10 protein-coding genes and 1 pseudogene are annotated in these 15,049 nt (G+C 54.7%); 5 read left to right on the top strand and 6 right to left on the bottom strand.

Annotated elements, in window-relative coordinates:
• The 3 genes from sapF to OXR04_RS03780 all read left to right on the top strand — a co-directional run bounded on the left by sapF (window position 1) and on the right by OXR04_RS03780 (window position 3,063).
• Window positions 1-804 (top strand): putrescine export ABC transporter ATP-binding protein SapF, encoded by an 804-nt coding sequence (gene sapF / locus OXR04_RS03790; RefSeq protein ID WP_009090008.1) that lies wholly within the window; start codon window positions 1-3, stop codon window positions 802-804.
• Window positions 805-944: 140 nt separating this feature from the next.
• Complete coding sequence (gene fabI / locus OXR04_RS03785; RefSeq protein WP_009090006.1) at window positions 945-1,733, top strand: enoyl-ACP reductase FabI; 789 nt, start codon at window positions 945-947, stop codon at window positions 1,731-1,733.
• 217 nt (window positions 1,734-1,950) lie between these two features.
• Window positions 1,951-3,063, top strand: a complete 1,113-nt coding sequence (locus OXR04_RS03780) for an oxidoreductase (RefSeq protein ID WP_267369289.1) — start codon at window positions 1,951-1,953, stop codon at window positions 3,061-3,063.
• Window positions 3,064-3,090: 27 nt separating this feature from the next.
• Here OXR04_RS03780 and OXR04_RS03775 read toward each other — a convergent pair whose 3' ends face one another.
• The gene (locus OXR04_RS03775) at window positions 3,091-3,987 is read right to left on the bottom strand and encodes a LysR family transcriptional regulator (RefSeq protein ID WP_267369550.1); all 897 of its coding nucleotides are present in this window, start codon (window positions 3,985-3,987) and stop codon (window positions 3,091-3,093) included.
• A gap of 930 nt (window positions 3,988-4,917) precedes the next feature.
• Between OXR04_RS03775 and OXR04_RS03770 the strand changes: the two genes are divergently transcribed.
• Window positions 4,918-5,634, top strand: a complete 717-nt coding sequence (locus tag OXR04_RS03770) for a metallophosphoesterase (RefSeq protein ID WP_267369288.1) — start codon at window positions 4,918-4,920, stop codon at window positions 5,632-5,634.
• A 368-nt stretch (window positions 5,635-6,002) separates the two neighbouring features.
• On the opposite strand, the pseudogene OXR04_RS03765 reads toward OXR04_RS03770, so the two are convergent.
• The 5 genes and pseudogenes from OXR04_RS03765 to OXR04_RS03745 form a co-directional block, all read right to left on the bottom strand.
• A pseudogene (locus OXR04_RS03765) lies at window positions 6,003-6,957 on the bottom strand (integrase core domain-containing protein).
• A 988-nt stretch (window positions 6,958-7,945) separates the two neighbouring features.
• Window positions 7,946-8,149: a hypothetical protein gene (locus OXR04_RS03760; RefSeq protein WP_267369287.1), complete on the bottom strand. Its 204-nt coding sequence runs from the start codon at window positions 8,147-8,149 to the stop codon at window positions 7,946-7,948.
• A 76-nt stretch (window positions 8,150-8,225) separates the two neighbouring features.
• A complete protein-coding gene (locus OXR04_RS03755; protein ID WP_046101899.1) occupies window positions 8,226-8,936 on the bottom strand; it encodes a YoaK family protein in 711 nt (236 codons plus the stop codon).
• 167 nt (window positions 8,937-9,103) lie between these two features.
• The gene (locus OXR04_RS03750; RefSeq protein ID WP_267369286.1) at window positions 9,104-10,648 is read right to left on the bottom strand and encodes a methyl-accepting chemotaxis protein; all 1,545 of its coding nucleotides are present in this window, start codon (window positions 10,646-10,648) and stop codon (window positions 9,104-9,106) included.
• Window positions 10,649-10,809: 161 nt separating this feature from the next.
• Window positions 10,810-12,396, bottom strand: coding sequence for a PTS transporter subunit EIIC (locus tag OXR04_RS03745; protein WP_267369285.1), 1,587 nt, complete (start codon window positions 12,394-12,396; stop codon window positions 10,810-10,812).
• A gap of 261 nt (window positions 12,397-12,657) precedes the next feature.
• Between OXR04_RS03745 and OXR04_RS03740 the strand changes: the two genes are divergently transcribed.
• A complete protein-coding gene (locus OXR04_RS03740; protein WP_267369284.1) occupies window positions 12,658-14,961 on the top strand; it encodes an FdhF/YdeP family oxidoreductase in 2,304 nt (767 codons plus the stop codon).
• Window positions 14,962-15,049: the final 88 nt, after the last annotated feature.

The raw sequence follows: 15,049 nt of genomic DNA, 5'->3' as shown, positions 1-15,049 counted from the left end.
ATGGAAACCCTGCTGGAAGTGCGCAACCTGAGTAAAACGTTTCGCTATCGCACCGGTTTGTTCCGCCGTCAGCATGTCGAGGCGGTGAAATCGGTGAGCTTTACCCTGCGTGAAAGGCAGACGCTGGCCATCATCGGTGAGAACGGATCAGGAAAATCCACCCTGGCGAAAATGCTCAGCGGCATGGTCGCGCCGACGGAGGGTGAGATTCTGATTGACGATCATCCGCTGACCTTCGGCGATTATGGCTACCGCAGTCAGCGCATCCGCATGATTTTTCAGGACCCCTCCACCTCCCTGAATCCGCGCCAGCGCATCAGTCAGATTCTTGATTTTCCGCTGCGGCTCAACACCGATCTCAATGCGGAAGCGCGCGAGAAGCGCATCATCGCAACCCTGCGGCAGGTGGGATTACTGCGCGATCACGCCGGCTATTATCCCCATATGCTGGCACCCGGTCAGAAGCAGCGTCTGGGTCTGGCCCGTGCGCTGATCCTGCAGCCCAAAGTGATCGTGGCCGATGAAGCGCTGGCCTCGCTGGATATGACCATGCGCTCTCAGCTGGTGAATCTGATGCTGGAGCTGCAGGAAAAACACGGTATCTCCTACATTTATGTGACGCAGCATCTGGGTATGATGAAACATATCAGCGACAAGGTGCTGGTGATGCATCAGGGCGAAGTGGTCGAGCGCGGCGGCACCGCGGATGTGCTGGCCTCGCCGCTGCACGATCTGACCCGACGCCTGATCAGCAGCCACTTCGGCGAAGCGCTGAGTGCCGAAGCCTGGCGACGCGAACGCTGATTTTGCTGCCCGTCGCGGAAATTGCGGGCCGGTTTACCTGATTTATGAGAGACGTGCTAGAATCCGCACGTCGATTAACGTCGGTCGCTTACTTTTTAATCATGCGGCCGCCAACAACAATGACCATAAGGATTACAGCTATGGGTTTTCTTTCCGGTAAGCGCATTCTGATTACTGGCGTTGCCAGTAAACTTTCCATCGCCTACGGTATTGCACAGGCGATGCACAAACAGGGCGCAGAACTGGCTTTCACCTACCAGAACGACAAGTTAAAAGGTCGTGTGGAAGAGTTTGCTAAAGATTTGGGTTCAGACATCGTGCTGCCATGTGACGTCGCAGAAGATGAGAGCATCAAATCTCTGTTCACTGAACTGGCAAAAACCTGGCCGAAATTTGACGGTTTCGTTCACTCTATCGGCTTCGCGCCTGGCGACCAGCTGGATGGCGACTATGTGAACGCCGTTACCCGTGAAGGCTTTAAAATCGCGCATGACATCAGTGCTTACAGCTTCGTTGCGATGGCGAAAGAGTGCCGTGAGATGCTGAATCCAGGCTCCGGTCTGCTGACCCTCTCTTACCTGGGTGCTGAGCGCGCGATCCCGAACTACAACGTGATGGGTCTGGCGAAAGCGTCCCTGGAAGCGAACGTGCGTTACATGGCAAACGCCATGGGCCCGGAAGGCGTGCGTGTTAACGCCGTCTCTGCAGGTCCAATCCGCACCCTGGCCGCCTCAGGCATCAAAGATTTCCGTAAGATGCTGGCGCATTGCGAAGCGGTCACCCCGATTCGCCGTACCGTCACCATCGAAGATGTCGGCAACTCTGCCGCGTTCCTCTGCTCTGATCTGGCAGGCGGCATCACCGGTGAAGTCGTTCACGTTGATGGCGGCTTCAGCATCGCCGCAATGAACGAACTGGAACTGAAATAAGTTCCCTGAGGGCGAGCCTGGCTCGCCCTCTTTTTATGCCCCCGCCCCGCCTCACTCCCTGATTTTTCTGCCGTTATAGCGTAACGCTATTAATTATCACCGATCATTCTTTTGCCCCGGACCGGCCATCAGCGACGATAAGCCTGCCCTTCGGTTTATGCACATTTTCAGATTCTGCCGCCTGCATACCGAACCCGAATCTGCAAAAGGATTGATCATGGAACAACGCCGCTATCCGGGCCATAACCACTGGTTTTACGAGAGCCAGACCAGTCCACGAACCTCTCAGGCCGCGCCGCTGGTGCCCGAGGCCGCCCATATCGATGACCGCTTTCTGCTGGGCTGCCACGCCGATCACGCCGGGATGCACTCTCTGTTGCGCTCGCAGCAGCCCGCCCTGCTGGCTGCACGCGATCTGGCGCAGCTGCTGTTTCCCGATCGGGTGACCACGTCGCTCACCCATACGTTAACGCTCTACGACCGCCTCAGCACCGCGCTGACCGTCGCGCAGGTGGCGGGGATCCAGCGGTTGTGTAACCACTACTCTGCCCGCCTGAATCCGCTGCCAGGCCCCGACTCTTCACGCGAGAGTAACAACCGCCTGACCCAGATCACGCAGTACGCCCGTCAGCTGGCGATGCAGCCTGAGCTGATCAACGGCAGCGCCATTACCGCACTGGATGGGGTTGGCCTGACCGAGCCCGATATCGTGACGCTGAATCAGGTGATCGGGTTTGTCAGTTATCAGGCGCGGGTGGTGGCGGGCTTACAGGCACTGCAGGCTCAGCCGGTTCGCTGGCTGCCCGGCAGCACCGCGCCCCCCGATGCAGAGGCAACCGGCTTCGATCAGCCCGCCCGCTGGCAGCCGGTGCTGAAGCCGCTGGAGCTGCGTTATGCCAGCGCGGAGCAGCTCGCAGCAATCACCCGTTGCCAGTCACTGCCGGGTATGCAGGAGGCGGTCTGGGTGCTGGCACACGATCCTGCGGCGTTATATGGCTGGGCGCAGCTGCGTCAGCACCTCTCTGACGAACCTGCCTTGCCAGAGGCGGTCGCCGCCCGCATCCTCGGCAGTCGCTGGCTTTTCCGGCTGCTGGACGGTCAGGCGAGTCTGATTGAAGGGGTCGATGATGCCGGATCACGCGGCGCAGAACAGCAGATTATCGCACTGGCGGCGCAGCTTACCCGCTCACCGGAGCGCTTCAGCGCGGCCCATCTGCAGCCCCTCATGGAAGCGGGCTGGGAGAATGATGCGCTGTTCGCGCTGATTCAGCGTGTCGCGATAGGCAACTGGAACAGTCGCCTCTTTTACGCACTGGGCGAAGCGCAGTAAGCGTAAAAAGTGCGAGCCTGCCGCCGGTTACATCGGCAGCCGCGCGCGCGCTTCATCGAAAAAGTGCTGGGCCAGCGGGGTGGCACGGCCAGGCTCGGCGATAACCAGCGCCGCCTGACGTGCCATGGGTGGCAGCGTGATGGCGCGCTGCTGCAGCCCCTGAAGTGAAGCGGGCAACAGATGCCCCACTGGTGACACCAGCAGCCCCAGCCCGACCTGGGCACACTGCATCAACTGCATGACGGAAGCGCTCTCGACGATCACCCGTGGCACCAGCCCCGCCTCACGAAAGGCCATGTCGAGATAACGGCGAAAATAGCGGGTCGGCTCCGCCAGGCAGAGCGGCTGTTGCGCCAGATCCGACAGCGCCAGCGGCGTATCACCCACCAGCGCCGGGAAATGGTCAGGATGGAACACCGCTTCAACGCCGCGGTCCGCCAGCAGCTCGGTCTGAAAATGGAGTTCGCGCAGGGTCGCCATCTCAAAAAAGCCGATGCCGACATCCACGGTGTGACTGTTAAGCGCATCCAGCAGCTGATCAGCACTCAGCACCGCAATGCGGTAGTCGAGCTGCGGATATCTATCCTGAACCACTTTCAGCAGCAGCGGCAGGGCCATGCTGCACTGCGGAACCACTCCCACCCGCAGCGTGCCGTTTACCCCATGTTTCAGTGATTCGACTTCCAGCTTCAGCCCCTGATACACCGAAACGATTTCCCGCGCCCATGCCAGCACGCGATCGCCCTCTGGCGTAAATCCGGCGAAGTTATTACTGCGGTTAATCAGCGGCAGGCCCAGCTCTCGCTCCAGATTTTTCAGGCGCATAGAGAGTGTCGGCTGTGTAACGAAACTGGCTTCTGCTGCGCGCCCGAAATGGCGTTCGCGCTCCAGGTTACACAAATAAATCAGTTGTTTAATGTCGATTTTAATTACCAATCAATTAGTCAGGTGTTAATTAAATTTCCATCTAGTGTTTTACGTACTACGCGATGACCTAAATAAAATTTCACCTCAGATTTCTTTTCTTCTCACATCATACTATGCCTGTTGCAGGTGAGCTTCAAATTGTGGGTCGGTTTGACTTTAACACTGACAGAACTTCAGCTGTAACCTTACCCAACACGATGATGCCCTGTAGTTCATGACCCTCTATCGTCTCACCATCCTGAGTGATAATCCCTGTATTGAATAATTCCCCAGTTGCAGGTAGTCATCAAACTGGAATGATACCGTATCACCTGGTCGGGCCTGAAGAGATCGGTCTAACATAGCAAATCCGCCTTGCGTTTCTATGCGGAGCATGTGGTTCGGGCTCTGTCGCCTGTTCCATGAACATATCCTGTTCGCGCCGTATCCACTGATTGCACTGCTGCAACGTCCAGTGATGGTTAACGGCCTCCAGCTTCGTCTGGAATGCACTGGTCGTCACTATCTGCCGCCCCAGTCGGTTCAGCGTTATAGCCTGTTTGAATGCAGGCTGTTTCTCATAGTCTCTCGCCATCAATTATCTTCTTCTGATAAGTACTGCATGAATAAACAACAATAGCGATAGATGGATTTAATCAATGCGAAACGGGAAGCAAAATTGTAAAGCTGAGGATGGTGTTGAAATTTTCGGCTAGAGGCTTCGGTTACGAATAACTAATCTCAAATTACATCCCCCGCAACTTGCTCATTGAGGTGCGGTTGATTCATTACCTGGTCGCCAGGTTTTTTTCGCTTTTAGTAGTATGATATAAATCACGCAATACTAATTTTAATAAATTCCTTAGGGGCAAAATACTTACCAGAAGGGGTTTTTTAGCAATTACTGCAGGTCTGTCTTTAGTTAGCTGTGATTCGAAGTTTTTCTCCATGAGAAAAGACGTTCTTCGTATCTGTGTAGCCTCTAACCTTCACTTTGGTCAAAAAGATACTGACTACCTGGCTTTTGCTAACAGTTTTATCTCGACAGTTAATGGATTTAACAAAAAAGAGAAAATCGATTTTTTAGTTGTTAATGGTGATTTGGTTCATGACGATAGCAAATTCATTATGCCGGTGAGAGACAAATTAAACGAACTTGATATGCCGTATTATGTTACTAAGGTAAATCACGATACTGTTGATGAAAAACCATGGAAGGATTGCTTTAAAACAGAATTCAATCATGAATTTGTAGTTGAAGATGATGCGCTTATTTTTCTTAATACTTCGGATTATGCAGGTGCTTATCTTTGTCCTGACCTTAGCTGGCTTAAAGACCATCTTGAGAAGCACAAGAATGCCAGAAACATCTTGGTGTTCATGCATATTAATCCGGCTGGAGAGACCAAATTTGCGGCAGAGTGCGATGAAATGCTGAATTTGTTTTCTTCGTACCAGAACGTCAGAGCAGTCTTTAATGGTCACGATCATGAGGAGGATGGCGCGATTCTGCAAAAGAGTACGCCATTTATCTTTGACGGCCACATTGGCGGGAGTTGGGGCGTCAATTACCACGGTTTCCGAATCATCGAAATCAGAGGCAAAGACAAAATAATCACCTATATGATGAATCAAGATAAAGTCATCAACAAAACAAAAACTTAATAGTCAGGAGGTGTTAACCTCATCTTGACTGGAATGATTTAGGCATATCTTTCCAAATTATTTACTGAGCTTTTAGGATACGAATCAGACTGAACATCACCCTATATTTTACCAATGCCTTAAGGCTTTCATTTTCCACTTTGGTGCCAATTCTTATTTTGAGTAGACCTGAACGCACAAATCAATCCAGCGCCCAATTGGTATATCAATCGGCGCCCCAGCCTCATATCCTTTAACTTCATTGCGAGCTCAATCCGGATCTGATGCATGTTCGCGATGGAGAGTTTTGATAAGCAGGTTGTGCTGCCCCATAATTAGATAAAACCTTCAGTTAGTAATGTCGGCTGATTTTCTTCATATTTCCTGTTTCACCAGTCCGTTGCAAATCCAGCTGGTGTCTGGTAAGCCAGCAATGAATGGGGACGGATCTCGTTATAGCCCTGCCGCCAGTCATTAATCATTTTCCGGGCATGAAAAATATCGCTAAACCAGTGTTCTTTCAGATATTCATCGCTAAATCATCCTTTGAACTTTCAATAAATCCCTTCTACTTTGGCTTGCCTGACGGGATAAGCTGTATCCACACCATGCTCAACGGCAAATTGATAGAGTGCGCAGCAGGTAAATTCCGGGCCTTGATTGGTTTTTATTGTCGTCGGATATCTTTGAGACAGCGCTATGCTGTCCAGAATACGCGTGACCAGAACGCCTGAAATAACTTAAAGTCTCCTTCGTGAAATCATTTAAACAGGTCAGGCACTTAATCCTGCGGCCGCTGGCAAGTAAGCCCATAAAGAAATTTATCGACCATGTAAGGTTCGGCGCATCCGGGCGCAGAGGCGGAACATGTACGGTCCCCAGCCCTTACGGCGTCGTGTTCGTTTAATCGCAAGCTCATCAATACGCCCTGATAAATGTGCATCAGCAGCCGGACGCTGAGCATCATAACGGCAGTTCGTCAGGGACAAGCCTGTAAGCCTGCTGGCACAACGTTGCGACAGACCGGTTGCATCACACATCAACACTACGGCTCCCTGCTTCTGGCCTGTCGTCAGTACTTTCTCCCCAGAGCCATCTGAAGCGCCTCCTTATCCAGCATGATCCAGCATGTCTTCGGCAAGCAGCTTCCTGAACCTGGCGTTCTCTACCTTTAGCCCCATCAGGCGCTTAACCTCGGACTCCTCCATACCGCCATACTTCTTACGTCAAATGTAAAAGGTGGCGTCGGAAATAGCTTGCTTACGGCAGAGCTCACGGTCAGAAACCCGGCTCAGCCTTGCGGAAAATAATGATGATTTGTTCGTCGGAAAGACGCTTCTTCATAGGGATGTCCTCATGTGGCTTATGAAGACATTACTAACATCGCAATGTATTAATCAACGGGGGGATGTCAACTCCGCCTTAACCTCTCAGTGTGGTAAAGAACTCATATCCATAATTCGCAGGTAAAATTATTTGAATCGGCAATTAATGGCTGGTAAATAATCTTAACTTTCAATAAGGAGATGGATCATGCCTTTGTTCAAATTTGGCCTGTTAACAATTGCAGGTGCAGTTTTAGTACCTGCATTATGGCTGTTATTTTATGGATTCCGCCGTTTTGGAGCCTTTATTGACCGCAAACCAACCCCGGGCGATCGGGTCCCATGGTACCTAGCTATTAGTCTTGTCTTTGGTATTGTTGCTGGCTCTTTATTACAGCCTGGCTGGGATAGAGTAAGCAGTTGCCATAATTATGATGGCACACCGTACGCAAAATGCGTCGGAAACATGATCATACCAGGCAGATAGCAAAAAACCCGCCAAGTAGCGGGTTTTCTAATCGCTTTCTTTAGGGTGGCGAAATAGCTTTGCCTGATTCATTGGCCGCTATACCCATCATAAATGCTTCCGTTGCTTCAAAAAAATGATAGTACGATTAATTGACGTATATTCAAGCCAAAGCATCAGTGCTGGAGTTGCACCAGCCTCCACCACCGCTATCCTAAAGCATTTTGGCCATACGAAAATGCAACATAAAAATCAATAAAATCAACATTCATGAAAATCATGGGCACTGTTCATCTATAAAGATATCGCTGATTTACCTTCGAGGATATGTTAGGTATTCAGCCTGTCCATACATGGGTCATTTACGCACAAAGCATTGAGGTATGGCTGATTACCTTTGGAAAAGGATTATAAGGAGCTTAGATCCAAGCACGACTTGATATAGGCTTTAACGCGCAGACTATTTAAGAGTTTAATGCCGAAATCGGCCAACTGAAGTCTGTAATTGGTTTTCTTTTGGCCAAGCTTCGCCTATGCCTCCTCAGTCAATCAGCAGATACTTAGCGACAGAGCCAATCTTGAGTTCATCGGAAGTTTCAGTGACGTTAATCTCTTCAAGACTGTAGTTTGGAGTGCCAACTTTAAAACGGGCGTCCAGTTTGTCGATGTACCGGCGCAAGATTGCATCATGCGAGCGGAATGCTGAGCTGCTAATAGAGTCGACCTTCAAAATCAGGCCTTCCATGGCGTAATCCAGCGCTCTGAATTGATTGGGGTTTAGAGGTTACCCTGTGCCGGCCCTGAAGGTTTAACCGCACGGTTCATTTGCGCGGCCGGAAAATGGCGTTCAGCGCCAGGCAGATCAGGCCGAACCCCACCAGCAGCAGAAAGTCGTAGCTGAGCAGCCTGTAGAGCCCTATTCCGGCTATACCGCCCGCCAGGAATGCGAGCAGCGTCAGCACATGCAGCCGCAACCGGCTCAGGTAGAGCGGTGCCTCTTTCGGGGAGATTTTACGCCGCAGCACCTCAAACAGCATCGCCAGCTCAATCCCGATATCGGTCGCCGTGCCGGAGACATGGGTGGTACGGACGCGGGCGTCCGAAATCCGTGTGACCACCGCATTCTGCAGCCCCATCAGAAAACTGAGGCTCAGGATTAACACCACGCCAGGCGACAGCGGCGGAAAGTGATTTTCAATCACCCCCAGTACCATCAGCGCAGCGCCTTCAGCCAGGATGACAAAGGCATAAATAGTGCGGATGTTTCTGCGGCGACCGGAATTGATAACCAGGGTGGAGAGCGCCGATCCGGCGATGAAGAGGATGACGATGGCGAGAAAAAAGAGGCCGGTTCCCGGATTCGCTTTTGCCAGATGATCGGAGAGCAGCGAGACATTGCCGGTCATGTTGGCAGAAAAGAAACCGACAATCTCAAAGGCGGCGGTGTTCAGCGCCCCCGCAGCGGCCGCCAGAGTACAGGCCAGACGGGTGTCGGCGCTGTGGCTGCGGGCACTTTCTGTACTGATAAGCATGACCACCACATATTCAGAGGAAAGCCTTATCATCCGCCGATTCCCGGCCGGCGACAAGGCGCTGAATCAAACTCTCCCGGCGCACTGACCTCAGGGCAAGCTGCCCGGATAACATGCCTTACCGGCAGCAGGTTTCGCGCGGCACTGGCGCCGCGCGGAACCGCCGGTTAATGGCTGGCGAGACGGAACGTGGATACCGACTGCGTCAGGTACTGCACCTGCTCTTCCAGCGAGGCGGAGGCCGCTGCAGACTCCTGCACCAGCGCCGAGTTCTGCTGCGTCACGCTGTCCATCTCGGTCACGGCCTGTTCAATCTGACCGATGCCGCGACTCTGCTCATCTGACGCGGTAGAGATATGCTCCATCAGCAGGTTAACCTTGCTGACCGAGGAGATAATCGCGCTCATCGCCTCACCCGTGCGGCTGACCTGATCAGAACCGGCGTGAATGATGGCGACCGATTCGGCAATCAGGCTCTCAATCTCTTTAGCGGCCGTGGCGCTGCGCTGCGCCAGGTTCCGGACTTCGCCCGCCACCACCGCAAAACCGCGACCCTGCTCCCCGGCACGGGCCGCTTCCACCGCTGCGTTCAGCGCCAGAATATTGGTCTGGAAAGCGATGCTGTCGATAACGGTCGTGATCTCTTCAATCTTCTTCGAGCTGGCGTTAATCAGCCCCATTGAAACCACCACTTCCTGCGACACTTTCTCACCGCTTTCGGCATTTTTCACCGCTTCGCTGGTCAGGCGGCAGGCTTCAAAGACGTTTTCGGTGTTCTGTTTCACCGTTGCGCCCAGCTGCTCCATGCTGGCGGCGGTCTCGGTCAGCGCGGCAGCCTGCTGCTCGGTGCGTGAGGCGAGATCGATGTTGCCCGCAGCAATTTCCTGTGACGCGGTGGAGACGGAGCGGGTCGAGTCACGAACCTGCAGAATGATAGAGGTCAGCGCGCTGCGCATCTGCTCCAGCGAGCCCATCAGCAGCTGAATTTCACTGCGGGAGTTCGCCCTGACCGGGACGCTGCTGTCCAGCACGCCCGCCGCAATCAGCCTGCAGTGTTCCTGCGCATCATTCAGCGGAGAGAGCACGTAGCGCTTCATGAAGATGTAGATCGCGATAATGATGGCAAAAAAGAGCACGCCAAACAGTCCCAGCAGGGTAATGCCGGTGGTGAAATGACTCTGCGCATCACTGTTGAGTTTTCTGGCGTAAGTTTCATGCTGCGCCAGCACCCGATCCAGAATGATTTCATACTGGCGATCCAGACGCACCACGGTGGCAATCTGGTTTTTGAATCGCAGCTGGTCGTGCGCTTCTGCTGCCTCAATTAACGGCTGCAGGCCCTGCTGGCGATAGGCCTGATAGGCCTGACGATAGGCTTCCGCTTCAGCCTCTTCGCCCGGCAGACGCGGCGCGTTCATATAGGCTTCAAACGCCGCATCCGCCTTACCGGCAACGGTGCGAACGCTGTCCAGCGTGGCCGGGTTATTCGCCTCACTGCCCTCTATCGACTTCATGTACTCCATCAGGCGGACACGCAGCGTACGGCTGTGGTTGATAGGGTCGATCACCGACAGCACAACGCGAATCTCTTTGTTAACCGCATTCAGGGAGTGATTGCTCTGAACAAGCAGCCAGGTACTGATTGCCACGCTGGTAAGAAACAGCGCCAGCAGGAAAGAAAAAATAATCAGGGAGGACTTTTTTAACGACATCGCTACGTTCCGGAAATTGGGAGGATTAGTGGCTATATCGGCAAAAAAAAGCAGCCCATTAGGGCTGAACTTTTTTTAGTTACAATAAGCGGAGCGGCAGCGTGCAGCCTTTCTCCCCCTTTCCGGCAGACCGCCCGCTGATGACCCGAAACAGGCTGTCGCTAAGCTACGCCGAGCGCCCGCTTTACCTCACTGGCGACTTTCTCGACCTGTGGCCCGTAAATTACCTGAACATCATGCTCGCTGACGCGATTGACGCCGTTGGCACCGGTGCTCATCAGCGTCTGATCCACCACCTGATTCATCTCTCTGACCCGGACCCGCAGTCGGGTAAAGCAGCAATCGACATCCTCGATATTGGCCTGCCCGCCCAGCCCGCTGATAATCACCTGAGTGCGCTCATCCGCCGCGACCTGCTGCGGTTTCTCCTCTTCCGATTCCCGGCCCGGCGTTTCAACATTCATCCGGGTGATCACCAGCCGGAAAGCGTAGTAGTAGAGCGGTGCGTAGACGGCCCCCAGCGCCAGTGTCCACCACCAGTGCGTTTTCGCCCCGCCCAGCATGCCGAACACCACCAGGTCGATGATGCCGCCCTGCACATTGCCAATCATCAGGTGCAGCATCGACATCAGCATGAAGGAGAGACCGGTCAGGAAGGCGTGCAGGAGATAGAGTACCGGCGAGACAAAAATAAAGCAGAACTCCAGCGGTTCCGTAATACCGGTCGTAAACGAGGTCAGCGCGCCCGCCATTACCAGCGCTTTGACCCGCTGTTTATGCTCTGGCCGTGCGGTGTGATAGATCGCCAGGGCAGCGGCGGGCAGGCCAAACATCATGACGGGAATTTTGCCCTGCGCCAGAAACTGCGTGGCGGTGCGTAGCGTCGCATCCGGGATCGACCCCGGGTGGGTCAGCGACGCGTTGAAGATGTTGAGCGCACCGACAATGGTCTGGCCATCGACCACCGCCATACCGCCGATCGGGGTGAAGCGGACGGTTTCGTTGAGGATATGGTGCAGGCCGGTGGGGATCAGAATGCGTTCAAATGCCCCCAGCAGGAACGCGCCATACTGGCCACTTTTACCGATCATCGCGCCGATCCACGCAATCCCCTGGCCGATGGTCGGCCAGACCAGCGCCAGCAGTACCCCCACCAGCGGCAGGCAGACGACGGTGACGATTGGCACAAAACGCCGCCCGCCAAAAAAGCTGATCGCAGTAGGCAGTTGCTGGGTGTAAAAGCGGTTGTGCAGCGCGACCGTTATCAGCCCGGCAATCACCCCACCCAGCACGCTCATGTTGTAGGTAAAAACCCCCAGCATGCTGATATATTCCGCCGAGGTCATCATCGCCGTCGTCTGATCCATCCCCGCCTGCTGCAGAGCGGCCGGTGTGGTGGTGGCGGCCGTGATCCCTTTGGCCGCCAGAGTGGCGCTGATGCCGACATTCATCACGATGTAGCCAATCACCGCAGCAAACGCGGCGGTGGGCTTCTCCGCTTTTGCCAGCCCGATAGCACTCGCCACGGCAAAGAAGAGCGGCAGGTTTGTAAACAGCGCACCGGCGATCTTGCGGATAAAGCCGATGATGACCTGCGGCACCGCCATCTGGACAAACGCCTCACCGGTCACCGCCGGGTTCTGCATCGCCGCCGCCAGCCCGAGAAAGATCCCTGCGGCGGCGATCACTGAGATTGGCATCATTAGCGCTTTGCCGAACGCGTGGATCTGGCTGGTCAGCTGTTTCATGGTGTCGCGCCCTCTCTGATGATAAACAGCAAGTATTAGCCCGTTACCGAGAGAACTCCCGTTATCAGCGCGTTAAAACTGGGTAAAATCTGACCAGCATCACACTTCTGGCCGATGCACGATAAACGCCAGCTATCGCACCATTATGTCAATCAATTAGACAAGGTATGACGATAATTGCACACTCCCCTTCACCATCAGGCTATAACCTGATAACAATCATCAAACAATTATTCCTACTATAAAAAGCCTGCACTCAATATGAAATTTAAACGCCAAATCAAACCCTACCGCGCGGCTGCGGGCGGCTGGGGTTCACTGGAAGCCACCACGCGTTTCGTTCTTGACAGCAAAGCGGCCCTGAAAAATATGCGCAACCTGATGCGCATGAATAAAGCACGCGGTTTTGACTGTCCGGGCTGCGCCTGGGGTGATGACAATAAAAGTACCTTCAGCTTCTGCGAAAACGGCGCCAAAGCGGTGACCTGGGAAGCGACACGTCGTGTGGTTGATACCGACTTTTTCGCCCGCCATAGCGTAACCACCCTCTACACCCAGAGTGACTACTTCCTGGAATATCAGGGTCGTCTGACGCATCCGCTGCGCTACAACGCCGAAACTGACCACTATGAGCCGATCAGCTGGGACGACGCCTTTGCGCTGATCGCGCAGCACATTAAGGCGATGGACAATCCGGATCAGATGGAGCTTTACACCTCCGGTCGCGCCAGCAATGAAGCCTCCTGGCTCTATCAGCTGTTTGGTCGCCTGGTGGGCACCAATAACTTCCCTGACTGCTCCAATATGTGTCACGAAGCCAGCGGCACCGGGCTGAAGCGCAGCATTGGCGTCGGTAAAGGCACCATTCGTCTGGACGATTTTGACCATGCGGATGCGATTTTTGTCTTCGGTCAGAACCCCGGCACCAACCATCCGCGCATGCTGCACAGCCTGCGTCACGCTGCCGACCACGGCGCAAAAATCGTGACCTTTAACACCCTGCGCGAACGCGGTCTGGAACGCTTTGCCGATCCACAGAAACCGCTGGAAGTGGTGACCTCTAAAGCCGGCACCATCAGCTCCTCCTATTACCAGCCGAATCTCGGCGGTGATATGGCCGCCGTGCGCGGCATGGTGAAATCCCTGCTGGAAACCCACCGTGCCCGCCTGGCGGCGGGAGAAAGCGGCCTGTTCGACCAGACCTTTATCAATGCCAAAACCAACGGCATTGAGGCCTACCTCGAGGCCGTAGACAACACCAGCTGGATGCAGATTGTGGCGCAGTCGGGCCTGACGCAGGCGCAAATCCGCGAAGCGGCGGCCATCTATCAGAGCGCTGACCGGGTGATCTGCACCTGGGCGATGGGGATCACCCAGCACAAGCATTCGGTAGACACGGTGCGTGAAATCACCAACCTGCAGCTGCTGTTTGGCCAGCTGGGCAAAAAAGGCGCAGGTCTCTGCCCGGTGCGCGGTCACAGTAACGTGCAGGGCAACCGGACGATGGGCATTGATGAGAAACCGACGCAGGCGTTCCTGGATGCGCTGGGCAACCATTTCGGTTTCGAGCCACCGCGTGCTGCGGGCCACAACACCGTTGAAGCGCTGAATGCCATGCTGCGTGATGAAGTCAAAGTGCTGATTGCGCTGGGTGGCAACCTGGCCGCGGCGGCGCCCGATTCACCGCGCACGGAAGAGGCGTTATCGCGCTGTGGTCTGACCGTACACATCAGCACCAAGCTGAACCGCAGCCACCTGGTGCCGGGTCATGAAGGGCTGATTCTGCCGACGCTGGGCCGCACGGAACGTGACCGCCAGGCGACCGGCAATCAGTTCATTACCGTCGAAGACTCGTTCAGCATGGTGCACGCCTCCGAAGGGATCGGCATTCCGCTGGCGGAGACGCAGCGCTCTGAAACGGCCATCGTCGCCGGGATCGCGCAGGCGGTGCTGGGTGATGACAAAGTGAAGTGGCGCGACCTGGCGGGTGACTACAACCTGATCCGCGACCATATCGCCGCGACCATTCCGGGCTTTGCCGACTTTAACGCGAAATGCGATATTCCTGGCGGGTTCTACCTGGGCAATGCCGCTGCGGAGTTACGCTTCAATACGCCGAGCCAGAAAGCGGAATTTAATGCGTCGATGCTGCCGGACTCGCTGTTCCCGGCGCTGGAGCAGGCGGTGCCGTTTACCCTGCAGACCCTGCGTTCACACGACCAGTACAACACCACCATCTACGGCCTCGATGACCGTTATCGTGGCGTGTTTGGTCAGCGCGAAGTGGTGTTTATCAATCCTGACGATATGGCGGATCTGGGCTTTACCGAAGGCCAGAATGTCGATATCGAAACGCTGTGGAATGATGGCATCACCCGTCGCGTCAGCGGTTTCAAGCTGGTTCCTTATAATATTCCGCGCGGAAATCTGGCGGCCTACTATCCGGAAACCAACCCGCTGGTTCCGCTGAACAGCTTTGGGGATGGCAGCGGTACGCCGACCTCCAAGTCGGTGCCCGTGAAGCTGGAACTCTCCCAGGCGCAGGCCGATCAGCGCATCGCCTGATCCTCTGTCAGCCCCTCTGAAAAGCCGGTTCGTCCGGCTTTTTGCCTTGCCGCGCGGCGTCGATTCGCGTAAAACTGTCAGCCGCATT

This window comes from Pantoea sp. GM_Pan_3, from assembly GCF_026541045.1.
Lineage (GTDB): Bacteria > Pseudomonadota > Gammaproteobacteria > Enterobacterales > Enterobacteriaceae > Pantoea > Pantoea anthophila.
The sequence above is the reverse complement of the archived record's forward strand: the minus strand, read 5'-3'. Positions and strand labels throughout refer to the sequence as shown.